The organism is Arthrobacter sp. OV608 (assembly GCA_900110595.1).
Lineage (GTDB): Bacteria > Actinomycetota > Actinomycetes > Actinomycetales > Micrococcaceae > Arthrobacter.
The window spans coordinates 344,598-365,524 of the sequence record FOEZ01000004.1; the positions used below are offsets into that span (position 1 = coordinate 344,598).

Genomic DNA, 20,927 nt, shown 5'->3' on the forward strand with positions numbered 1-20,927 from the left:
TAAGCAGGGTGACTACCTATCTGACTCCTGCCCTTGCCTGGCGCCGGATGCGCGAAGGAAATGAACGCTTCGTCGCCGGCGAATCCTCCCACCCGAACCAGGACTCCTCGCGCCGGTCCTCGCTCGTGGAGAACCAGCACCCATTCGCCGTGATTTTCGGCTGCTCGGACTCCCGGCTCGCTGCGGAAATCATTTTCGACGTCGGACTCGGTGACGTTTTTGTGGTGCGCACGGCGGGCCAGGTGATTGACGACGCCGTCCTCGGCTCGCTGGAGTACAGCGTGGGCGTGCTCGGGGTGCCGCTGATCGCCATCCTGGGCCACGACAGCTGCGGTGCCGTCAGCGCCACCAAGGCGGCAGTGGATACCGGCGAGATGCCTCCCGGCTTCATCCGCGACCTGGTGGAGCGCATCACGCCGTCGGTGCTTACCTCGATGCGCCAGGACAAGCACGAGGTCAACGACATGGTGGTGGAGCACGTCAAGCAGACGTCCGAGCGGCTGGTGGACAGCTCACGTGTGATTTCGGACGCAATCGAAAGTGGACGCACTGCGGTCATCGGCCTCTCGTACAGCCTGGCCGAGGGGCGCGCCAACGTTGTTTCCGGGATCGGTGAGCTCTAGGGCGGGGGTAAAAACCCGCCCGTAGCATGCTCTTCACGGTTTTCGATGGGGTGCCGGATCGCCCTAAGCTAGCCCCATGACTTCCACTGAAGAGTTCCGCATTGAACATGACACGATGGGCGAAGTCCGCGTCCCCGTGAACGCACTGTACCGCGCGCAGACGCAGCGGGCAGTGGAGAACTTCCCTATTTCCGGCAAGACCCTGGAACGTGCCCACATTGAGGCACTGGCCCGGGTCAAGAAGGCTGCCGCCCAGGCCAACGCTGAACTGGGTGTGCTCGACGGCGAGCTTGCCAAGGCCATCGCAGACGCGGCGGATGAGGTGGCTGCCGGAAAGTACGACGGCGACTTCCCCATCGACGTCTTCCAGACCGGTTCCGGCACGTCCTCGAACATGAACACGAACGAGGTCATCGCCGAGCTCGCCTCGCGTGCCCTGAAGGCCGCCGGCAGCGACAAGGTTGTCCACCCGAACGACCACGTCAACGCCTCGCAGTCCTCGAACGACGTGTTCCCCACGTCGGTGCACGTTGCCGCGACCTCGGCCCTGATCAACGACCTCATTCCGGCCCTCGGCTACCTGGCCGAGTCGCTGGAGCGCAAGGCCGTGGAGTTCAAGGACGTTGTTAAGTCCGGCCGCACCCACCTCATGGATGCCACCCCGGTGATGCTCGGCCAGGAGTTCGGCGGCTACGCAGCACAGGTCCGCTACGGCATCGAGCGCATCAACGCCTCTCTCCCCCGCGTTGCCGAAGTTCCGCTCGGCGGCACGGCCGTGGGTACCGGCATCAACACTCCGGCCGGCTTCCCGGAGCGCGTGATCGAACTGCTGGCCACGGACACCGGGCTCCCGCTCACCGAGGCCCGCGACCACTTCGAGGCCCAGGCCAACCGCGACGGCCTCATCGAAGCGTCCAGCCAGCTGCGCAACATCGCCATCTCCTTCATGAAGATCAACAACGACCTCCGCTGGATGGGCTCAGGCCCCAACACCGGCCTGGGCGAGATCGCCATCCCGGACCTGCAGCCCGGTTCCTCGATCATGCCCGGCAAGGTCAACCCGGTCATCTGCGAGGCGTCCATCATGGTGGCCGCCCAGGTCATCGGCAACGACACCGCCATCGCCTGGTCCGGCACCAACGGCGCCTTCGAGCTGAACGTCGGCATCCCGGTGATGGCGTCCAACCTGCTCGAGTCCATCCGCCTGCTGGCCAACACCAGCCGCGTGATGGCGGACAAGATGATTGACGGCATCACGGCCAACGTGGAGCGTGCCCGCTTCCTCGCCGAGGCTTCCCCGTCCATCGTTACGCCGCTGAACAAGTACATCGGCTACGAGAACGCAGCCAAGATCGCCAAGACGGCTGTTGCCGAGGGCCTCACCGTCCGCCAGGCCACCGAGAAGCTCGGCTTCGTGGGTGACGGCGAAGGCAAGGTTTCCGAGGCCGACCTCGACAAGGCCCTGGACGTCACCACCATGACGGCCCCGGCCCACAAGGCCTAGCCTCCGCACCAACCCCAAGTACGACGGCGGCCGGTACCTTTCGCACGAAAGGTACCGGCCGTCGTCGTACTGCTTTCTCCCCTCACCCTCCTGCACGAGGCCATCAGAAGTTGCACCATTTCCGAATTAGTGCAAAACTTTACTCTGTGGACGATAGTGCAGAAATTGAGGGCGGGCTTCGCGAGCGGAAACGGGCTGCCACCCGTGCCGGCATCACCTCCGCCGCCCGTGCCCTCACCGCCGAGCGCGGCCTGAACGGCTACACCGTGGAGGAAGTCTGCGAGCGCGCAGGCATTTCGCGCCGGACGTTCTTCAACTACTTCCCCGCGAAGGAAGACGCCGTCATCGGCCACGGCGACGAGGACCTGCCCGCCGACATCCTCAAAGAGTTCATCGACGGCGGCGGCTCCTCACCCTCCGGCGAACTGTCGCCCACCCTCTTCCGGGACCTTGTCCGGCTTTCCCTGCGGTTGTCCGAGGACATGGAAGCCACGGAAGAGGAGACCCGCCAGCTGATCGCCGTCGTCAAAAAAGAGCCCCAGCTGATCCTCCGCCTCATCGGGGTCACCGAGCGTCGGGAGGCACAATTCGCCCGCGACGTGGCCCTGCGTGAAGGCGTTGCCCCTGACCACCCCGTGGTGCAGATGGCCGTTGCCCTGCTCAGCACCATCGCCCGGAAAAGCAGCATCGCCTATTTCGCCGACGGCAACACCCGCCCTTACAAAGAGCTGCTGATGGAGAACATCTCCGCCGCAAGCCTGCTCTTCTCCCAGCCATTCGACCAGCCGGACACCACCGCCGCAGAAGGACAACCATGAGTAACGCCGCCGCTACGAGGGCAACAGCAGCCGGTCCCCTGCTGCTGACCCAGAAACGCATCTGGATCATCTTTTCGGCGCTGATCGCCGGCATGCTGCTCTCCAGCCTGGACCAGACCATCGTCTCCACGGCCATGCCCACCATCGTGGGCAAGCTGGGCGGGGTGGAACACCAGGCCTGGATCACCACCGCCTACCTGCTCGCCACCACCATCGTGATGCCCATCTACGGCAAGTTCGGCGACGTCCTGGGCAGGCGCAACCTGTTCCTTATCGCCATCGCCCTGTTCACCCTGGCGTCGGTGGGCTGCGCCCTTGCCACCGATTTCTGGGGCTTCGTGATCTTCCGGGCCATCCAGGGCCTGGGCGGAGGCGGGTTGATGATCCTCTCGCAGGCCATCATCGCCGACATTGTCCCGGCCAAGGACCGCGGCAAGTACATGGGCCCCCTCGGTGCGATCTTCGGCCTTTCCGCGGTGGCTGGCCCCCTGCTGGGCGGATTCTTTGTGGACCACTTGACCTGGGAATGGGCCTTCTATATCAACATCCCCATCGGGATCGCCGCATTCGCCATCGCCTGGTTCACCCTGACGCTGCCCAACAAAAAGGCCGAAAAGCGGATTGACATCCTCGGCGTGGTGCTGCTGTCGGCCGCCACCACCTGCTTGATCTTCTTCACGGATTTCGGCGGCAAGAAGGACGAAGGCTGGGATTCTCCCCTCACCTGGGCCTTTGGCGCCGGCATGGTGCTGTCCGGCGCCGCCTTTGTCATGGTTGAGCGCCGGGCCGAGGACCCCATCATTCCGCTGAGCCTGTTCCGCAACCGGATCTTCGTCAACGCCACGGCCATCGGCTTCACCCTTGGGCTGGGCATGTTCTCCGCGATCGCCTTCGTTCCCACGTTCCTGCAGATGTCCTCCGGCACCTCCGCCGCCGAGTCCGGCCTGCTGATGCTGCCCATGATGGCGGGCCTGATGGGCACCTCCATCTACTCCGGCATCCGGATCTCCAAAACCGGCAAGTACAAGATGTTCCCCATCCTGGGCGCGGCCTTCACCATGGCCGCCATGTTGTGGATGACCACACTGGCCGCCAGCACTCCCATCTGGGTCATCTGCGTCCAGCTGTTCATCTTCGGCGCGGGCCTCGGCCTGATCATGCAGGTGGTGGTGCTGGTGGTCCAGAACTCCGTCCCGGCCGACCAGATCGGCACCGCCACCAGCACCAACAACTACTTCCGTGAAGTGGGTGCGGCCATGGGCGTGGCCATCTTCGGCTCCATCTTCACCAACCGGTTGTCCGAGGCCCTCACGGGCGCCTTTACCGGCGCCGGCGCCTCCAGTGAGCAGGCTGCGCAGTCCACCAGCACACTGGATCCGCAGGCCCTGAACCAGCTTCCGGAGCAGCTGCGTGATGCCATCGTCAATGCCTACGCCGAGTCGCTGGCACCGGTCTTCTGGTACCTGATCCCGTTCATCGCCGTGGCGCTGCTCCTCGCCCTCACGCTCAAGCAGATTCCGCTCTCGGACACCGCCGGAATGGTGGCTCGCGGAGAAGCCGTGGGTGGGGAGGAAGCTGAGCGCCTCGCCGCTGAGTTGGCCAATCGCGGGACCGGAACTGCGGCGGACGCCGCAGGGGACCAGGACAGCGTCAAGGACGACGACGGCGAGCTGGTTTCCCAGCGCCGCTGACCGCCGTCGTCCTCCTGCAAGCCGTGGTGCAGGAGTGCCGGACTGACAGGGTCGCCGCAATCTTGGGGGTTGCGGCGACCCTGTTGTGTTTCGGGACGTTGGCCGCGCCGCGTGCTATTCCGCAGCGCGGCCAGCCTGCTCAGGGTTCGAAGTGGGCTGCTTCCGCCGGAGCCAGGGCACGGTGAATGCTGGTGAGGTGCCCGGCCATCAGGTCGGGGAGTTCATCCAGGCCGAACCAGCCGACGTCGATCGACTCGTCGTCATTGACGCGGGCGGTTCCCGAGATGTAGCGGCACAGGAAAACCACGTCGAGGAACTCGCACACGTCTCCGTTTGGATAGGTGATGGGACCCACCGCCCCCACGGACACAACACGCTCCGGTTCGGCCACTACCGCCGTTTCCTCAAAGATCTCCCGCACCAGGCCGCGTGCCGGCTGCTCGCCCGGATCGAGCATGCCGCTGATCAGGGCCCACTGCCTGTTGTCCGCCCGCCGGGCGAGCAGGACCCGGCCCGAGTCGTCGACCACCACGCCCCGCACACCAGGGACCCACAGGGGGTCGTTGCCGATCTTCTTGCGGAGTTTCAGGACGTAGTCAGGCGCAGGCATTAGGCCAGCCTACCGAACTGGCCGCACGCATATTGGCCCGGCCTGTCAGGCGGGCAGCAGCATGGCGGCCGCGGCGCCGGCCAGCATAAACGGCCCGAACGGAATGGAGGACTTCAGGGTCCCCCGGCGGGCAGCCAGCAGGGCAATGGACCACAGGCCGCCCAGCAGGAATGCCAGGAAAGTACCGGCGAACAGGTGGCCCCAGCCGAGAAAGCCAAGATACATACCCAGGACACCCGCCAGTTTCACATCGCCAAAGCCCATTCCCGGCGGGTAGGCAAACCGGAGGACGAAATAGAACAGCCACAAGATGGCAGCCCCGGCCACAATCCGGAGGGCGGGGACGGCCAGAAGAGCGGCGGGCGGACCACCGCGGCTTTGGTCCGCACCGCTGACCACATCGGAGAAAACTGCGGCGGTGAGCAACAGGACGCCGGCCACGGCATAGGACGGGAAGACGATCCGGTTGGGCAGGAGGTGATGCCGGACGTCTATGACGGTGAGCCTCACAGCCATCACTGCGAAGTAGGCGCAGGCAGCCAGCACCAGCCAAAAGGCCAGCGGGGTGTGCTGCCAGAGTTCGCCCAGTCGTTGGATCACCCTCGGATGCTACTGGATTTCCGCTGTCCCCTGCAGCGCCCGCGCGTAAACTGTGGATATGGCGACCTGGGACTCCCGTCACCGGACGAATCCGGACAGCAGTTCAGCCGCCGCGGATCCGGCCATGTTCCGGAATCTTTGCAGGTCCTCCCCCTGGAAGTGGCAGTCCCTGCGCTTCGAATACTGGGATGAGCCATTCGCCGAGGCGCCCAGCCCTGCAGCGCCCCTGGTCCGGGCCTGGCTGCGCCGCCCCGGCGCACTCCGGCTCGAAACCGCAGACGGACTTGTCCTGCACAGCACCACGGGGATCAATGATTCCAAGGACGGCCTGTACGTCAGTGCCACCCGTAAGTCCTGGCTCCTGCCGCCGCATCTGGTCACGCCCGTCTATGACGACCAGGGCCTGGTGCGGCGCCGCCCGGAAGCCGCCTACGGTGAGCCCGGCTTCGGCAACGGCCGGTTTTCCGCTGCACTGGACCCGGTGGAACTGGCCGGCAACGCGCCGGTGCCCATCGAATTCCCCGGCAGCAACAGGGTGGAAGTGCACGGGGTCAGCCACCGGGAGCACGAAGGCCGGCCAGTGCTGGAAGCGGTGGTGGCACCCACCGCCGCCTACCACCCCATCCATCCCTCGGCGCCGCTGTGCCTGCCGGGAAAGTCACGGATCCGGCTGGACCTTGCCACCGGCGTCTGCGTGGCAAGCCAGTCCCTGGAGCCCGGCACGGAAGAGTACGGCCATTGGCTCCGGATCATCGCCGTGGACGAGTACATGCTGGACGACCTCTTCGTAGCGCAATCGATGAGCCTCACCGATGTCCGGCAGCACATCAGCTGGGAAATCCCCGCCTGAGGATGACAAGCCTTCGATGAGGCCATCGGCTAGGCTTCGCGAATGACAACGATCAGCGACGTCTGGCCACTTTTTGGCCTTCGGCTAACCACTCCCCGCCTTGAACTCCGCCCCATCCTGGACCAGGACATCCCGGCGGCCGTGGAAGCCGCGCACAGCGGGATCCACGAGCCTGGCAGAAACCCCTTCAGCACCGCGTGGGCAGAAGCTCCGATACATGAGCTTGGTCCACGCATGGCGCAATGGCACTGGCGTTGCCGGGCCGAGTGCACCCCGGAATCCTGGACCCTGCTGCTGGGCATCTGGCACGACGGCGAGTTCATCGGCTGCCAGGACGTGGGCGCCAAGGACTTCGCCGCCCTCAAGACAGTCAGCACCGGCTCGTGGCTGAAGCAGTCCATGCAGGGCCGGGGCCTCGGCAAGGAGATGCGTGCCGCCGTCGTCCTTTATGCGTTCGACTGGCTGGGTGCGGAAGTCGCCGAATCCGAAGCGGCCCTCTGGAACGAAGCCTCAATCGGCGTCTCCCGGTCCCTGGGCTACGACCTGAACGGCATCACCCGGAAAGCCTGGGGTCCCAAAGTCGAAACCGTCCAACACGTCCGTCTCACCCCCGAAGCCTTCAAACGCCCCGACTGGACCCTCCAGGTCGAGGGCCACGAACCTGTAGCCAAGTTCCTCAAGGTCACCTGAGCAAGTCTCCGCGGTCCAGTCCGCCACGCCACAGCCCTTCTCCGTCGCTTAGACACAACGCATAGGGGCACCTTCGGTCGCTGGGCGACCTCCGGGGCCCGATGCGTCGCGATGCGCTCCTACGAGAAGGACTGCGACGCGGCTGGTGCCTCGCCTCACCCTGGCAGGGCGCAACGAACAAGCCGCTCAGGCTCCTTCCCGACGGACGTGTTCGTAGGTGCGCTTCTGGTGACTGAAGACGCGCACACGTCGGGTTACGGTCCTTCGTGTAGGAGCGCATCGCCGACCAGAGCGTGGCGCAGGTCGCCCAGCGACCGGAGGGGCCCCTATGCGACGTGTCTAAGCGACGGAGAAGGGCCGTGGCCCGGCGAACCCAGCCACTACCCCGAACAGAAGGGCCGTGGCCCGACGAACCGGACCACGGCCTCTCTGAATAACTGAGCTCTCAGCCCTCAAGCAACTCGGTGACCAAGGCTGCGATTGGTGAACGCTCGGAGCGGGTCAGGGTGATGTGGCCGAAGAGCGGGTGTCCTTTCAGGGTTTCGACGACGGCGGCGATTCCGTCGTGGCGTCCGACGCGGAGGTTGTCGCGCTGGGCGACGTCGTGGGTGAGGACGATCTTGGAGTTTTGTCCCATGCGGCTCATGACCGTGAGCAGGACGTTCTTTTCGAGCGACTGGGCCTCGTCAACGATCACGAAGGCGTCGTGGAGGGAGCGGCCGCGGATGTGGGTGAGGGGCATGACCTCGAGCATGCCGCGGTCCATGACTTCCTCCACCACTTCCTGGCTCACCAGCGCGCCGAGGGTGTCGAAGACAGCCTGCGCCCAGGGGTTCATTTTCTCGGACTCCGAGCCGGGGAGGTAGCCGAGTTCCTGCCCGCCCACTGCGTAGAGCGGCCGGAACACGATCACTTTGCGGTGTTCCCGACGCTCCAGCACCGCTTCCAGGCCGGCGCACAGGGCCAGTGCCGACTTGCCGGTTCCCGCCCGGCCACCGATGGAGACGATCCCGACGGCGGGATCCATCAGCATGTCGATGGCCAAGCGCTGTTCCGCGGAGCGGCCGTGGAGGCCGAACACGTCACGGTCTCCCTTGACCAGCCGCACCTGCTTGTCCGGTCCCACCCGGCCCAGCGCCGAGCCTCGGTTGGACAGCAGCACCAGCCCGGTGTTGACCGGCAGTTCAGCAGCGGCCGGGATGAAGACGGGCTCGTGCCCGTAGAGCGTGTTGATCTCCTGTTCGCCGGCTTCGACCTCGGCCACGCCGGTCCAGCCGGAGTCCTTCACCAGTTCGTTGCGGTACTCGTCTGCGGTGAGGCCCATGGCAGAGGCCTTGACGCGCATGGGCAGGTCCTTGGACACAACGGTGACGTTCCGGCCTTCGTTCGCCAAATTCTTTGCGACGGCGAGGATGCGGCTGTCATTGTCTCCGCTGCGGAAGCCCAGCGGCAGCACTTCCGAGGAGATGTGGTTCAGCTCCACCACAAGGCTTCCGCCGTCGTCGCCGATGGGAACGGGCTGGTTGAGGCCGCCGTGTTTGACCCGCAGGTCGTCGAGGAGCCGGAGTGCCTTGCGGGCAAAGTAGCCAAGTTCCGGGTCGTGCCGCTTTGCCTCCAGCTCGGTGATAACCACGACCGGCACGATGACCTCATGCTCTGCAAAGCGCAGCAGCGCACGGGGGTCGGAGAGCAGGACGGAGGTGTCGATCACAAAGGTGTGGATGCTGGCTTCCCTTCCAGAGACAGCAAAACCGGCCGCGGTTTCTTCCGCTGCACCGGTTTCTATGGTGGCTCGCGTGGCGCGAGAGGTAGCTTTCTCTCCCTGGTCGGAAAGGACCGCGGGCAGTTGTTCAGAAGTAGCCACATCGACTCCAGCCCCGGGCGCAAGCCCGGATGTGTTAGTGGTGAGCCGGCTCGGCCATGAGGCCGGGTCCGGCCTCCCATACAACCGGTGCGATGTCTCGCTCCATGTACTGGCCTCCCCGATCAGCCGGCGGTTTTGCCTGCTGATGGATATAACGTAAATCCATCGGAAGTAATTTCCGCAACCATTACGCGGCGATTCTTGTTGCGGCCGCGTGAACTCGCGGTGAACCGGGAAGGTCAGGCTCCGAAGCGCCGCTGCCGTCCGGCGTAATCACGGAGGGCACGCAGGAAATCCACTTTGCGGAAGGCGGGCCAGAGCGCCTCGCAGAAGTAGAACTCGCTGTAGGCGCTCTGCCACATCAGGAACCCGGACAGGCGCTGCTCCCCTGACGTGCGGATCACCAGGTCCGGATCGGGCTGGCCCCGCGTGTAGAGGAACTGGGAGATGTCGTCCACGCAGAGGTCGTCCGCCAGCTTGCCGATGTCCCTGCCCTTGGACACGGCATCATGCAGCAGCTCACGGACCGCATCAACAATCTCCCGGCGGCCGCCGTACCCCACGGCGACGTTCACATGGATTTTTTCCCGGACCGGGGTACGTGCAGTCAGCTTGTTCAGCCGCTCGGCCAGGTAGTCCGGCAGCAATTCGGGCGCACCCATGGCGTGCACGGAAATGTTGGCGTCCTCGTCCAGCCGGTCCAGCGTGTTGGCGATAATGCCCATCAGCAGGTCAAGTTCTTCGCTGGACCTGTTCATGTTGTCTGTGGACAGCATGTACAGCGTGACCACCTTGATCCCGAGTTCCTGGCACCAGCCAAGGAACTCGTGGATCTTGTCCGCGCCGGCCTGGTGGCCCTGGCTGGTGGGGGCGTTGAACTGCCTGGCCCAGCGCCGGTTGCCGTCCACCATCACGCCGATGTGCCGCGGAATCCGGTCTCGGGCAAGGTCCTTGAGCAGCCTGCGCTCGTAAAAGCCGTAGAGGAACCCGGGCAACTCCACGCGCTCTCTCACCTGACTTCCTTGCTGTACGTTCGGCTGTGCACATCCTAGGCTACCGTCCGCAGCCGCAGGTGCGGTCCCGGCCCGGCCGGAACCAGGCGGGACAGTTTATTACTCACCGGTAACTTACTGCTGCGTAAGTTATTCTGGACCGATGAACAGCAACACCCCGGATGCGTCCCGGAAGCCGCAGCCGGACGGCACTGCAAGCCCCGGAACCGGCCCTGACATGAACGCTGTGGACGGGGCCGCAGTCCGCCTGGCTGAACTCCTGATGATCAAGCCCAAGTGGCGGGGCTGGATCCATACCATGACCGCGCCGCTGGCCCTGGCGGCTGGCATCGTCCTGGTGGCGCTGGCCCCCACAGTGGACCGCAAGATCTCGTCCGCCGTCTTTGCGGCGACCGGAGTGATGCTGTTCGGCATCAGCGCCATCTACCACCGCGGCAACTGGTCCCCGAAGGTAAAAATGGTCCTTAAGCGGCTGGACCATACCAACATCATGCTGGTGATCGCGGGGACCTACACGCCGCTGGCCTGGACCCTCCTGGAACGGCCCCAGGCCGTCCTGCTGCTCTGGGTCATCTGGTCCGGCGCCATCCTGGGCGTGCTGTTCCGGCTGCTATGGACCGACGCTCCCCGTTGGCTCTACGTTCCGATCTACATCGCCCTGGGCTGCGGATCGCTGTTTTATCTTCCGCAGTTCTTCCAGGCCAGCGTTCCTGCAGCCGTCCTCATCTGCGTGGGCGGGGTTCTCTACATCACGGGGGCGGTCTTCTACGCGCTGAAGAAGCCGAACTTCAGCTACCACCACTTCGGCTTCCACGAACTGTTCCATGCCTTGACCGTGGTTGCCTTCGCCGCGCACTTCACGGCAATAGCCCTGGCCGTGCTCAGCTAGCCGATTAGCCGTGCTCAGCTAGCCAGTTAGTGGCGCCGGGTCCCGGGACCGGCGTCCGTGCCGCCGTCGGCCGGCCCTTGGAGGGACTCCCCGGAGGCTGAACCGGCAGCAAAACCGTCCGCCGGACTTGCCAACGGCCCCGCAGCGGATCCCCTTTCGGCAGCCTCAGCCGCTTCGATGTCAGCAGCCGAAGCAGCCGCGATGCGCTCCTCCTCCACCTGGGCGCGGTAGCGGACCCGCCGGATGCGCCGGACCATGTCCACGATGAGCAATGCCGTGGCCACCACAAAAAATGCGGTCATAATGAAGCCCAGGAGTCCCGGTGTCACCTGGTCCTGCGTAATTCCCTCCCGCAACGAGGGCGTGGGCTGGGGCGCGGGCGTGGTGGCCAGGCTGAGGAGCAGACTTTGCACGGTGAATACCTTCTATGGAACGGGTGTCAGCAGGGAGCAGATCCAGCCACCCGAGGTCCGGGCGCTTCTTCTACGCAGCATAGAAATTGCCTGCCGGTTCTATCTTAGCCCGGCGAACAGGTCCTTCTCCGGCAGCTCCGAGGGCACCCGGGAACTGATCAGCGAGTAGTCCTCCCAAGGCCATGCCCGGCGCTGCATCTCCGGCGAAACGGCGAAGAAGAACCCCAGCGGGTCCACCTGCGTCCTGTGTGCACGCAAAGCGTCGTCGCGCACTTCAAAGAAGTCGCCGCAGTCCACCTGGGTGGTAGTGGGGTGGGGGGCCGGCGGCGGCGTATGACCCTCGGCGTCGGACTCCAGCCATGCGGCGAGCCGCTCCGCATACGGCGACTGAAGGCCCGCCTCCTCCAGGGCGAAATGCAGTGCACGGAAGCGCTCGGGACTGAAGGCCCGGTCGTAGTACAGCTTGCTGGGCTCCCAGGGTTCGCCCGCCTCTGGGTAGCGCGCCGGATCGCCCGCGGCGCCGAAGGCCTCGACTGCTACGCGATGGGCCATGATGTGGTCCGGGTGGGGATAGCCGCCGTTTTCGTCGTAGCTCAGGATGACATGGGGCTTGAAGGACCGGACCAGGCGCACCAATGGGGCGGCTGCTTGGTGGAGCGGCAGCGTGGCAAAGGACCCGGCCGGCAAAGGCGGCAGCGGATCGCCCTCAGGCAAACCCGAATCCACGAAACCCAGCCAGCGCTGCCTGATACCCAGAATTTTGGCTGCCCGCTGCATTTCCAGGCGTCGGGCCCCCGCCATGTCCCGCTTTGGATGTGGTTCGCCTTCAACTGCCGGGTTCTGGATGTCCCCGCGTGACCCATCGGTGCAGGTGGCCACCATAACGTCCACCCCCGCTGCGGCGTACTTCGCCATCGTGGCGGCACCCTTGCTGGACTCGTCATCCGGATGGGCATGGACGGCGAGCAGCCGGAGCGGCGCCTGTGAGTTGCTGGACGCTGTCATCGAAGGACTGCTCCTTTATTCTTCATATCGCGGCTTGTGGCTGCTGGATGTATCGCTGAACAGGCGGTTGCCCCCGGCCGGGCTGCGGCCGGAAAGTCGGCTGCGGATGGGCACTAAACTGGTCTGGTGACTTCCCCGGACCAGCAGGCCCCACCCGAGCCCGCGAACACTAGCCTAGCCAATCGTTATGGTGCTCAAAAGCGCAGGCTCTCCCCTGCCGCCAGGCGGGCCATCGGCGGTGTTGCGCTTGCCGCGGGCATTGGGTTCATGGCCTGGGTCTCCACCTCGAATTCCCTCACCACGGTGAGCTTCAAAGATATCGGCTACGCCACTACGGATGCCACGGTGGCCGAGGTGGATTTCCAGGTCACCAGGGAACCTGGCACGGCCGTCAAGTGCGCGGTTAAGGCGCTGGACTCGAAATTCGCGGTGGTTGGCTGGAAAGTCGTGGACGTTCCGCCGTCGCAGGCCGAGGAGACGGCCGACGGCGGGCGGACAGTTTCGCAGCGCGTTACCGTCCGCACGGAGTCCCTGTCCGTATCCGGCGTGGTGGACAGCTGCTGGATTCCTGGCAGCTCCGGCCAGAAAATGTGATCCGCGCCGCTCCCGCGTTGGGTAAATCCACGGGATTGACTACAATGGAGCAATACCTTTACCCCGCTGAGCTGGTTACTGTTCCACAAGTGGCCACCGTGGCGGGGTCTTTTGCATGTAGGACCATTAGAGGAGAAGTCCGTGTCTACCACCAACAGCGCAGCTGCAGCCTGGCTTACCCAGGAAGCTTTTGACCGCCTGAAGGCAGAGCTGGACCACCTTTCCGGCGCTGGCCGGGCAGAGATTGTCCAGAAGATTGAAGCCGCCCGGCAGGAGGGTGACCTCAAGGAGAACGGGGGCTACCACGCTGCCAAGGAGGAGCAGGGCAAGATTGAGGCCCGCATCCGCCAGCTGACTTCCCTGCTTCGGGACGCCCACGTGGGCGAGTCTCCGGCAGATGACGGAATTGTGGAGCCCGGCATGATCGTGGTGGCCAGGATCGCCGGCGACAAAGAAACCTTCCTGCTGGGCTCCCGTGAGATCGCAGGCGATTCCGATCTCGACGTCTTCAGCGAGAAGTCACCGCTGGGCGCTGCCATCCTTGGCCACAAGGAAGGCGAGACGCTCAGCTACACAGCGCCCAACGGCAAGGACATCAAGGTAGAGATCCTTTCCGCCAAGCCGTATACCGCATAGCGGTAAGAGCAAACAAAAACGCCGGCCGCCCTGAGGGGTGGCCGGCGTTTTGCTTTGTCAGCGGCGGGGGCTGCGGTCAGAAGTCGTTGACCGCATCGGCCTTCCGCGGGCGCAGGAGCAGCGCCGCCACCACTCCCCCGGCGGCACCGCCAAGATGGGCCTGCCAGGAGACGTAGCTGGAAAATAAAGGCAGTACGCCCAGCAGGATGCCGCCGTAGCCCATAAACAGCACCACCGCCAGGAGGATCTGGCGCCAGCTGCGGTTGAAGAATCCGCGCACCAGCAAGAACGCGAACAGTCCGAAAACCAGGCCTGAGGAACCCACTGTGACGCCGCCGTTTCCGATGAGCCACACCGTCAGTCCCGATCCGAGCCAGCTGAAGGCCAGGGCCGTCAGAAAGACCCGCAGTCCGGACAAAAAGACCAGGAAGCCGAAAATGATCAGCGGAAAACTGTTGGACAGCAAATGGTTCAGGTTGGCGTGCAGGAGCGGGAAGGTGAAGATGTCCAGCAGCCCGTCGGCGCTCCTGGGGCGCAGGCCGAACGTCCGGTTGAGCGAGCGCAGCATCAGTGCGTTGAACAGTTCGATGATAAAGAGGAGCGCCACAAAACTCCCCAGCACCAGCAGGCCGCCCTTGGCCCTGGCGGCAATGGTCCGCCGGTCCCCGAAACCGTTGCCGTCGGAACCCTTGTACCCGGTCAGTCCGGCCATCGGCTCCCCCTAGTGCACCACGATGGGCTGGAACCCCTCGGCCCGGAGCGCGCTGAGCACCTGCTCGCCGTGCTCATGGCCCTTGGTTTCCAGGTTGACGGTAATGGAGACGTCGCCCATGCTGATGGAGCCGCCCACGCGGGTGTGGTCCAGGCCGGTGACGTTGGCGTCGTTCTCGGCAATGATCCTGGCGATGGTGGCGAGCGAACCGGGGCGGTCGTCGAGCATCATGCGCACGGTCATGTAGCGCCCTGCGGCGGAGAGGCCGCGCTGGATGACCTTGAGCATCAGCATGGGATCGATATTGCCGCCCGAGAGGACCACTGCTGTGGTTCCGGGATTTTCGATCTTGCCGTCCATCAGGGCGGCAACCCCCACGGCGCCGGCCGGCTCAACCACCATCTTGGCCCGCTCCAGCAGGAAGATCAGGGCGCGGGCCAGGGAGTCTTCGCTGACGGTCACCACATCGTCCACCAGCTCGCGGATGATGCTGAAGGGAAGCTGGCCGGGCCGCCCGACGGCGATGCCGTCGGCCATGGTGGACACCTTCTTCAAAGGCACCAGTGCATCTGCCGCGAGTGAGGGCGGGTAGGCCGCCGCGTTCTCCGCCTGTACGCCGATGATGCGGATGTCCCGGCCCAGTTCCTTGGCACGGGCCTTGATGGCGACGGCGACACCGGCCAGGAGCCCTCCGCCGCCAACGCCCATCAGGACGGTGTCCACGTTGGGCACCTGCTCCAGTATTTCCAGTCCCAGCGTTCCCTGGCCGGCGACGACGTCCACGTTATCGAAGGGGTGGACAAAGACCGTCCCGGTCTCGTTGCTGTAGCGCTGGGCTTCGGCGAGCGCCTCATCCACGTTGTGGCCGTGCAGGATGACCTCGGCGCCGTGGCTGCGGGTGGCGGCCAGCTTGGGCAGGGCCACTCCGAGCGGCATGTAGATGCGGGCTTTGATTCCCAGGCTCTTGGCCGCCACGGCGACGCCCTGGGCGTGGTTGCCTGCGGAAGCGGCCACCACGCCGCGCTTCTTTTCTTCGGGCGACAGGCGGGCCATCCGGACGTAGGCGCCGCGGACCTTGAACGATCCCGCGCGCTGCAGGTTTTCGCACTTGAAGTAGACGTCTCCGCCCACAAGCTTTCCCAGGGCGCGTGATGATTCCACCGGAGTCCGCGCAATAATCCCGTCGAGCAACTTCTGCGCCTCCAGGACATCGTCCAGCGTGACGGGAAGGGTTTCAAGGATGTTCACGGACTAATCTCCTCTGGATTTCGGCCCCGGCGCCGCGTCATTGGTACGGGCGTCAGGATGTTCTGCGATTGTGCCGGCTGCGTCGCGGTTGCCGTCCTTGTGGGCGTCCGGCGGGTCAACATTCTTAACGGTGTTGTCCGGTCCGGCGCCGGCAAGCAGGGGGCTGCCCGGCGCTGCCAGCACCTGTTCATGTTCCCACGTTCTGGCGGCGATGTAGCGAATGGCCGAATTTGCGACGGCGAGGATGGGCACCGAGAACAGCGCTCCGGGGATCCCTGCCAGGTACGAGCCCGCCGCAACGGAGAGAATCACAGCCACCGGGTGCAGGGATACGGCCTTGCCCATGACCAGCGGCTGCAGGATGTGTCCTTCCAGTTGCTGGACCGCCAGCACGATGGCCAGCATGATCAGCGCGTTGACCGGGCCGTTGGCCACGAGTGCCAGGAGGACGGCAATGATGCCGGTGATCAGGGCACCCACTACCGGGATAAAGGAACCCAGGAACACCAGCACGCCCAGGGGAAGAGCCAGCGGCACACCGATGATGGCGGCGCCCACACCTATGCCAATTGCGTCCACGGCGGCCACGAACATCTGGATGCGGGCGTAGCTGACCATGGATGACCAGCCCTTCCGGCCAGCTCCGAACGTCGCGGCCCGGGCCTTCCTGGGCAGCAGCCGTACCAGGAACGCCCAGATGCGGTCGCCTTCAAGGAGGAAGAAAATCAGGATAAACAGCGCCAGGAGCATTCCCGCGGCGAAGTGGCCGGCAGTACTGCCAAAGGACAAGGCGCCGCTGAGGATGCTGCTGCTGTTGTTCTGCAGCGCGTCCGTGGCCTCCTTGACATACTGATCAATCTGGGCGGCGGTGAGGTGGAGGGGTCCGGCCGAAAGCCAGTCCTGGACCTGCTTCACGCCTTCCAGCGCCTGGGACCAGAGCTCGCCGAATCCGATGAGCAACTGCCTGCCCACCAGTGCCAGCGCTCCGGCGATGAGTCCAATAAAACCGAGGACGGTCACGGCCACTGCGAGGCCGCCAGGCAGTCCCCGGCGCCGCAGCCAGGTGGTCACCGGGCTGAGGAGGCCGGCGAGGAGCGCGGCCACCATCACCGGGATGATCAGGAAGCTGACTTGCCGCAGCAGCCAGATCAGCGCGCCGGACACCAGGAGGATGAGGCCCAACCGCCAGGCCCAGGACGCGGCGATGCGCACGCCGTACGGAATGTCCTTGTCCAGTTCACGGTCTGTGAGGACCCGCAGTGGCGGACCTGCCTGGGCAGGTGTGGCGGCTGGTTGCCGCACTGGTTGAGGGTCGGACGTAACGGGATCCTCGGCTGGCGTCATAGCCCTTATACTTCCGCAGCCGTGGCCTAATGGGAAACTGCTACCCCGCTGCGCCGGGACTGTAGTCAATTCCCCACGAGATGGTGAACGATTCCCCCGGCGACAGCCAACGGAGCCCGTCCCCGGAGTTGAAGGCATTCGCCGGCCCCGTCATGGGTTCGACCGCCACAGCACGGTTCCGGCCGGGGTAGATGGTACTGACGTAGACATGGACGTACTGGCAGGATTCGTCCTGCCAGAGGCTGACCTGCTGCCCGCCAGGTCCCGCAAGGGTGTGGCGGGCCCGGCCGCCGTCGAACTGCAGGCCTGTCAAAGCAACGTCCACGCTCAATGGAGCAATGTGCCGTCCCGCCCGGAAGTCAGTGTCCCCCTCGACTGGCGCACTGCTGCGCGGGATGAGCCGCTCATCAGCGAGCAGTTGGGTGCCCGCGGAAACGGTCAGCGCCAGGTCTTCAACCGGTACGTCACCAAGCCGCAGGTACGGGTGGGCACCGAGGACAAAGGGCGCCGGAGCCTTGGCGTCGTTGGCCAGCGTCTGGCGGACCACCAGCCCCAGGTCCTCCGCAAGCAGGTACTGCACGCGGTGCCGTACCAGGAAGGGGTAGCCGTGCTGGGGAAAGATGGTGGCTTCCAGTGTGACCGAATGTTCCGACTCGTCCACCAGCGCGTAGGAGGCGTTCCGGAGGAGGCCGTGGCTGGCGTTGTTGCGTGCCACTTCCGTGATGTCCAGCTGCTGCTTTTTGCCGTCCAGGAACCACTGTCCGTCTTGGACCCTGTTGGCCCAGGGAGCCAAGGTAATGCCGCATCCGCCCGGCGGAATCTGGTCATCGCCGTAGGTCTCGGTCAGCTGGATTCCTCCCCGGCTGTAGAGGCGGAGTCCGGCCGCCAGCTCAGTGACCACAGCAAAGGCATCTCCCCGGCGGAGCTCATACTGCCGTCCGGTGGCGTATGCCCGGTAGCCTGAAGCAACGCCGGTTTCAACGGATGAGTCGGAAGTCATGAGCATTACCGTACAGCCCAACCCCTGCCGTCGCATCAACCTTCCGTGTTACTTTTTGTTTGATTCTCTTCTCTTCTGAGCGGACTGTGGCACAATATTGTTAAGTTGCTGCACCACCAAAGGACAGGGTTCATGACGGGAATCACCAGCACCAGGCTCTCCGACGGCCGGGAATTGATCTACTTCGACGACGCCCACGCCCCCAAGGCAAGGGCGGCGGAAAACACGACGGACCACCGCGGCCTGCCGCCGCGGGGCGAGCCGGGCGAAGTCCGTTTTGACGCCCTGACGGACGAGTGGGTAGCCGTTGCCGCCCACCGCCAGAGCCGCACGCATCTTCCCCCGGCAGACCAATGCCCCATCTGCCCCACTACTGCCAGCAACCCTTCAGAGATTCCGGCAGACGACTACGACGTTGTGGTGTTCGAGAACCGCTTCCCGTCCCTGGGCCCTGCCCTCGGGACCGTCCCTGCTGACCCCGCCTGGGGAACAAAGGGGCCGGCCTATGGACGCTGTGAGGTGGTGGCCTTCACCCCTGCCCACACCGGGTCCTTCAGCGGATTGAGTGAAGCCCGTTCCCGCACCGTCATCGAGGCATGGGCACAGCGGACAGAAGCCCTGAGCGCGCTTCCGGGAATCAAGCAGGTGTTTCCGTTTGAAAACCGCGGCGCGGACATCGGCGTGACCCTGCACCACCCGCATGGGCAGATCTACGCCTACCCGTATGTGACCCCGCGGGCAGGCGTCCTGGGTGCGGCGGCCCGCAAATTCTACGATGCGGCCCAGGGCCGGGAGACGCTCACTGGCTCGCTGCTGCGCTCCGAGCGCGAGGACGGAAGCCGAATGGTCATGGAGGGTGAGAACTTCAGCGCCTATGTCCCGTTCGCTGCCCGCTGGCCCCTGGAGATCCACCTGGTTCCACACCGCCAGGTTCCCGACCTGGCGGCGTTGAGCGGGGAGGAGAAGGATGAACTGGCGCACGTCTACCTTGACCTGCTCAAACGCCTGGATGCCATCTACCCCACCCCCACGCCGTACATCTCAGCATGGCACCAAGCGCCGATTGACGACCTGCTGCGCCCCGCAAGCTACCTGCACCTCCAGCTGACCTCGCCGCGCCGGGCTGCGGACAAACTCAAGTTCCTTGCCGGATCGGAGGCCGCCATGGGCGCGTTCATCAACGACACCACTCCGGAAAGTGTGGCGGAGCGGCTGCGCAACGTCACCGTTCCGGCCTCCACCCCATCCCCCGCTGCCCTTCAGGCAGCCTTGCCTGAAGGAGCAACTGCGTGAGCGCCATTCGTGATTCTTTGACCACCTCCGGACCGGCAGGCACCGAAGATCTTACGGCGCGCTTCACCCGTGAATTCGGCAGCGTTCCCGCCGGCGTCTGGCAGGCGCCCGGACGGGTGAACCTGATCGGCGAGCACACCGACTACAACGAGGGATTCGTGCTGCCCTTCGCCATTGACCGGACTGCCCGGGTGGCCGTAGGGACCCGCACCGATTCCACAGTCCGGCTGCTGTCCACCTACGGGGACCAGGGAATTGTGAGTATGCCCCTGGATTCCCTGCGCCCCGGTTCGGCCAAGGGCTGGACCAAGTATCCCTTGGGAGTGATGTGGGCCCTGCGCCAGCGGGGCATCGGCGTTCCCGGCATTGACCTGCTGCTCGACTCCAATGTTCCGCTCGGCGCAGGACTCTCCTCCTCCCATGCCATCGAGTGTGCGGTCATCTCGGCATTGAACGACCTGACCGGCGCGGGCCTGAAGGCAGAGGAGATGGTCCTGGCCACGCAGCAGGCCGAGAACGACTTTGTGGGGGCGCCCACCGGGATTATGGACCAGTCAGCATCGTTGCGCGGGTCAAAAGGACACGCCGTGTTCCTGGACTGCCGGAACCAGGACGTCAACCTGGTTCCCTTCGAAACGGACCCGGCGGACCTGGTGATGCTGGTGATCGACACCAAGGTGTCGCACTCCCATGCCGACGGCGGTTATGCCTCCCGGCGCGCCTCCTGTGAGCTGGGCGCGGAGGTCCTCGGAGTCAAGGCCCTGCGGGACGTCCAGGTGGGCGACCTGGAAGAGGCCTCCGGACTCCTGGATGAAGTGACGTTCCGCCGCGTACGGCACGTGGTCACGGAGAACGACCGCGTCCTTCAGACAGTGGAGCTTTTGGGGGCCCAGGGTCCGGCAGCAATCGGTGCCCTGCTGGATGCCAGCCATGTATCGATGCGCGACGATTTCGAAATCTCCTGCCCGGAACTGGACCTGGCAGTGGAGGCCTCACGCGCCAATGGCGCCATCGGCGCCCGCATGACCGGCGGCGGTTTCGGCGGTGCGGCCATCGCCCTTACCCCGGTCAGCTCCGAGCACAAGGTGCGGGACGCCGTCGTCAAGGCGTTTGCAGGCGCCGGTTTCACCGCACCGGACATCTTCACTGTGACGCCGGCTGCCGGCGCCATGCGCATTGCCTGAGTTCTCCAACGGCTGAGGGCCCCACCTGGTGGTGGGGCCCTCAGTTGTTATTGGCCTGCTTCAAAAGTACGACGGCGGCCTCCCGCTGTACGGTTAGTTGTACTAACCCGGTTGGTTGGTGACACGGCTGACCGGTGAGGCGCCTTTGAGTGCGGTGTGGGGCCTGTGGTGATTGTAGTACTCGATGAAGTTGGGGTAGCAGGCTTGGCGTTCAGTTTCTGAGGCATAGGCCTTGGCGTAGGCCCACTCTTCTTGGAGGATGCGGTTGAAGCGCTCGACTTTGCCGTTGGTTTGGGGTCGGTAGGGCCTGGTGCGTTTGTGCCTGATCCCGGCTTCGTTAAGGACA

Annotated in this window: 22 protein-coding genes; 11 read left to right on the plus strand and 11 right to left on the minus strand. The window is 65.0% G+C overall.

Annotation, left to right across the window (positions count from 1 at the left end):
* Positions 1 to 8: 8 nt before the first annotated feature.
* The 4 genes from BMX78_RS08080 to BMX78_RS08095 all read left to right on the plus strand — a co-directional run bounded on the left by BMX78_RS08080 (position 9) and on the right by BMX78_RS08095 (position 4,636).
* Complete coding sequence (locus BMX78_RS08080) at positions 9 to 623, plus strand: carbonic anhydrase (RefSeq protein ID WP_091418458.1); 615 nt, start codon at positions 9 to 11, stop codon at positions 621 to 623.
* A gap of 76 nt (positions 624 to 699) precedes the next feature.
* Positions 700 to 2,127, plus strand: coding sequence for a class II fumarate hydratase (locus BMX78_RS08085; protein ID WP_091418460.1), 1,428 nt, complete (start codon positions 700 to 702; stop codon positions 2,125 to 2,127).
* Positions 2,128 to 2,273: 146 nt separating this feature from the next.
* Positions 2,274 to 2,945: a TetR/AcrR family transcriptional regulator gene (locus BMX78_RS08090; protein ID WP_091418462.1), complete on the plus strand. Its 672-nt coding sequence runs from the start codon at positions 2,274 to 2,276 to the stop codon at positions 2,943 to 2,945.
* A complete protein-coding gene (locus BMX78_RS08095; protein ID WP_091418463.1) occupies positions 2,942 to 4,636 on the plus strand; it encodes an MDR family MFS transporter in 1,695 nt (564 codons plus the stop codon). Before BMX78_RS08090 ends, BMX78_RS08095 begins: the two co-directional genes overlap by 4 nt.
* 139 nt (positions 4,637 to 4,775) lie before the next feature.
* On the opposite strand, the gene BMX78_RS08100 is transcribed toward BMX78_RS08095, so the two are convergent.
* Both BMX78_RS08100 and BMX78_RS08105 read right to left on the minus strand, forming a co-directional pair.
* Positions 4,776 to 5,246 (minus strand): NUDIX hydrolase, encoded by a 471-nt coding sequence (locus tag BMX78_RS08100; protein WP_091418465.1) that lies wholly within the window; start codon positions 5,244 to 5,246, stop codon positions 4,776 to 4,778.
* 45 nt (positions 5,247 to 5,291) lie between these two features.
* Positions 5,292 to 5,846: a prepilin peptidase gene (locus BMX78_RS08105; protein WP_091418467.1), complete on the minus strand. Its 555-nt coding sequence runs from the start codon at positions 5,844 to 5,846 to the stop codon at positions 5,292 to 5,294.
* Between the two features lie 58 nt (positions 5,847 to 5,904).
* Here BMX78_RS08105 and BMX78_RS08110 point away from each other — a divergent pair, with 58 nt between their 5' ends.
* Both BMX78_RS08110 and BMX78_RS08115 read left to right on the plus strand, forming a co-directional pair.
* The gene (locus BMX78_RS08110) at positions 5,905 to 6,696 is read left to right on the plus strand and encodes a hypothetical protein (protein WP_170850733.1); all 792 of its coding nucleotides are present in this window, start codon (positions 5,905 to 5,907) and stop codon (positions 6,694 to 6,696) included.
* Positions 6,697 to 6,738: 42 nt separating this feature from the next.
* Positions 6,739 to 7,386: a GNAT family N-acetyltransferase gene (locus BMX78_RS08115; protein WP_091418468.1), complete on the plus strand. Its 648-nt coding sequence runs from the start codon at positions 6,739 to 6,741 to the stop codon at positions 7,384 to 7,386.
* A gap of 445 nt (positions 7,387 to 7,831) precedes the next feature.
* Here the strand turns inward: BMX78_RS08115 and phoH2 are convergent, their stop codons facing one another.
* Both phoH2 and BMX78_RS08130 read right to left on the minus strand, forming a co-directional pair.
* Complete coding sequence (phoH2, locus tag BMX78_RS08125) at positions 7,832 to 9,250, minus strand: RNA 5'-3' helicase PhoH2 (RefSeq protein ID WP_091418470.1); 1,419 nt, start codon at positions 9,248 to 9,250, stop codon at positions 7,832 to 7,834.
* Positions 9,251 to 9,489: 239 nt separating this feature from the next.
* Complete coding sequence (locus tag BMX78_RS08130; protein ID WP_091418471.1) at positions 9,490 to 10,251, minus strand: isoprenyl transferase; 762 nt, start codon at positions 10,249 to 10,251, stop codon at positions 9,490 to 9,492.
* A 259-nt stretch (positions 10,252 to 10,510) separates the two neighbouring features.
* On the opposite strand from BMX78_RS08130, the gene trhA reads away from it, so the two are divergent.
* Positions 10,511 to 11,152, plus strand: coding sequence for a PAQR family membrane homeostasis protein TrhA (gene trhA / locus BMX78_RS08135; protein WP_091418540.1), 642 nt, complete (start codon positions 10,511 to 10,513; stop codon positions 11,150 to 11,152).
* A gap of 26 nt (positions 11,153 to 11,178) precedes the next feature.
* Here trhA and BMX78_RS08140 read toward each other — a convergent pair whose 3' ends face one another.
* Together BMX78_RS08140 and mca are read right to left on the minus strand one after the other, a co-directional pair.
* The gene (locus BMX78_RS08140) at positions 11,179 to 11,565 is read right to left on the minus strand and encodes a hypothetical protein (protein WP_091418473.1); all 387 of its coding nucleotides are present in this window, start codon (positions 11,563 to 11,565) and stop codon (positions 11,179 to 11,181) included.
* 99 nt (positions 11,566 to 11,664) lie between these two features.
* On the minus strand, positions 11,665 to 12,570 hold the full coding sequence (gene mca / locus BMX78_RS08145; protein ID WP_091418475.1) for a mycothiol conjugate amidase Mca: 906 nt from the start codon (positions 12,568 to 12,570) through the stop codon (positions 11,665 to 11,667).
* 126 nt (positions 12,571 to 12,696) lie between these two features.
* On the opposite strand from mca, the gene BMX78_RS08150 reads away from it, so the two are divergent.
* Together BMX78_RS08150 and greA are read left to right on the plus strand one after the other, a co-directional pair.
* Entirely contained in the window at positions 12,697 to 13,164 is a 468-nt protein-coding gene (locus BMX78_RS08150) for a DUF4307 domain-containing protein (protein WP_091418476.1), read from the plus strand.
* A gap of 141 nt (positions 13,165 to 13,305) precedes the next feature.
* Entirely contained in the window at positions 13,306 to 13,800 is a 495-nt protein-coding gene (gene greA / locus BMX78_RS08155; protein WP_091418479.1) for a transcription elongation factor GreA, read from the plus strand.
* A gap of 76 nt (positions 13,801 to 13,876) precedes the next feature.
* On the opposite strand, the gene BMX78_RS08160 is transcribed toward greA, so the two are convergent.
* Genes BMX78_RS08160 through BMX78_RS08175 form a run of 4 tightly spaced genes read right to left on the minus strand, consistent with a single transcriptional unit; the run spans position 13,877 to position 18,104 of the window.
* A complete protein-coding gene (locus tag BMX78_RS08160; protein WP_091418480.1) occupies positions 13,877 to 14,512 on the minus strand; it encodes a rhomboid family intramembrane serine protease in 636 nt (211 codons plus the stop codon).
* A gap of 9 nt (positions 14,513 to 14,521) precedes the next feature.
* Positions 14,522 to 15,760 carry a threonine ammonia-lyase gene (gene ilvA / locus BMX78_RS08165; RefSeq protein ID WP_091418482.1) on the minus strand — a complete coding sequence of 413 codons (1,239 nt, stop codon included), beginning with the start codon at positions 15,758 to 15,760 and terminating at the stop codon, positions 14,522 to 14,524.
* A gap of 3 nt (positions 15,761 to 15,763) precedes the next feature.
* Positions 15,764 to 17,104, minus strand: coding sequence for an AI-2E family transporter (locus tag BMX78_RS08170; RefSeq protein WP_091418484.1), 1,341 nt, complete (start codon positions 17,102 to 17,104; stop codon positions 15,764 to 15,766).
* Between the two features lie 40 nt (positions 17,105 to 17,144).
* Positions 17,145 to 18,104, minus strand: a complete 960-nt coding sequence (locus BMX78_RS08175) for an aldose 1-epimerase family protein (protein ID WP_091418542.1) — start codon at positions 18,102 to 18,104, stop codon at positions 17,145 to 17,147.
* 132 nt (positions 18,105 to 18,236) lie between these two features.
* On the opposite strand from BMX78_RS08175, the gene galT reads away from it, so the two are divergent.
* Both galT and galK read left to right on the plus strand, forming a co-directional pair.
* Positions 18,237 to 19,397 (plus strand): galactose-1-phosphate uridylyltransferase, encoded by a 1,161-nt coding sequence (gene galT, locus BMX78_RS08180; RefSeq protein ID WP_091418485.1) that lies wholly within the window; start codon positions 18,237 to 18,239, stop codon positions 19,395 to 19,397.
* Positions 19,394 to 20,581, plus strand: a complete 1,188-nt coding sequence (gene galK, locus BMX78_RS08185; RefSeq protein ID WP_286138851.1) for a galactokinase — start codon at positions 19,394 to 19,396, stop codon at positions 20,579 to 20,581. Before galT ends, galK begins: the two co-directional genes overlap by 4 nt.
* 102 nt (positions 20,582 to 20,683) lie before the next feature.
* Here the strand turns inward: galK and BMX78_RS08190 are convergent.
* Positions 20,684 to 20,927: integrase core domain-containing protein (locus BMX78_RS08190; RefSeq protein WP_139204900.1), on the minus strand; the 244-nt coding region annotated here is incomplete at its 5' end.

Excerpts from the sequence above, each read along its gene's own strand:
- BMX78_RS08085 (WP_091418460.1), top strand. The coding sequence starts at position 700 with ATGACTTCCACTGAAGAGTTCCGCATTGAACATGACACGATGGGCGAA.
- BMX78_RS08095 (WP_091418463.1), top strand. The coding sequence starts at position 2,942 with ATGAGTAACGCCGCCGCTACGAGGGCAACAGCAGCCGGTCCCCTGCTG.
- BMX78_RS08100 (WP_091418465.1), bottom strand. The coding sequence starts at position 5,246 with ATGCCTGCGCCTGACTACGTCCTGAAACTCCGCAAGAAGATCGGCAAC.
- BMX78_RS08110 (WP_170850733.1), top strand. The coding sequence starts at position 5,905 with ATGGCGACCTGGGACTCCCGTCACCGGACGAATCCGGACAGCAGTTCA.
- BMX78_RS08115 (WP_091418468.1), top strand. The coding sequence starts at position 6,739 with ATGACAACGATCAGCGACGTCTGGCCACTTTTTGGCCTTCGGCTAACC.
- mca (WP_091418475.1), bottom strand. The coding sequence starts at position 12,570 with ATGACAGCGTCCAGCAACTCACAGGCGCCGCTCCGGCTGCTCGCCGTC.
- BMX78_RS08160 (WP_091418480.1), bottom strand. The coding sequence starts at position 14,512 with ATGGCCGGACTGACCGGGTACAAGGGTTCCGACGGCAACGGTTTCGGG.
- BMX78_RS08170 (WP_091418484.1), bottom strand. The coding sequence starts at position 17,104 with ATGACGCCAGCCGAGGATCCCGTTACGTCCGACCCTCAACCAGTGCGG.
- BMX78_RS08175 (WP_091418542.1), bottom strand. The coding sequence starts at position 18,104 with ATGACTTCCGACTCATCCGTTGAAACCGGCGTTGCTTCAGGCTACCGG.
- galT (WP_091418485.1), top strand. The coding sequence starts at position 18,237 with ATGACGGGAATCACCAGCACCAGGCTCTCCGACGGCCGGGAATTGATC.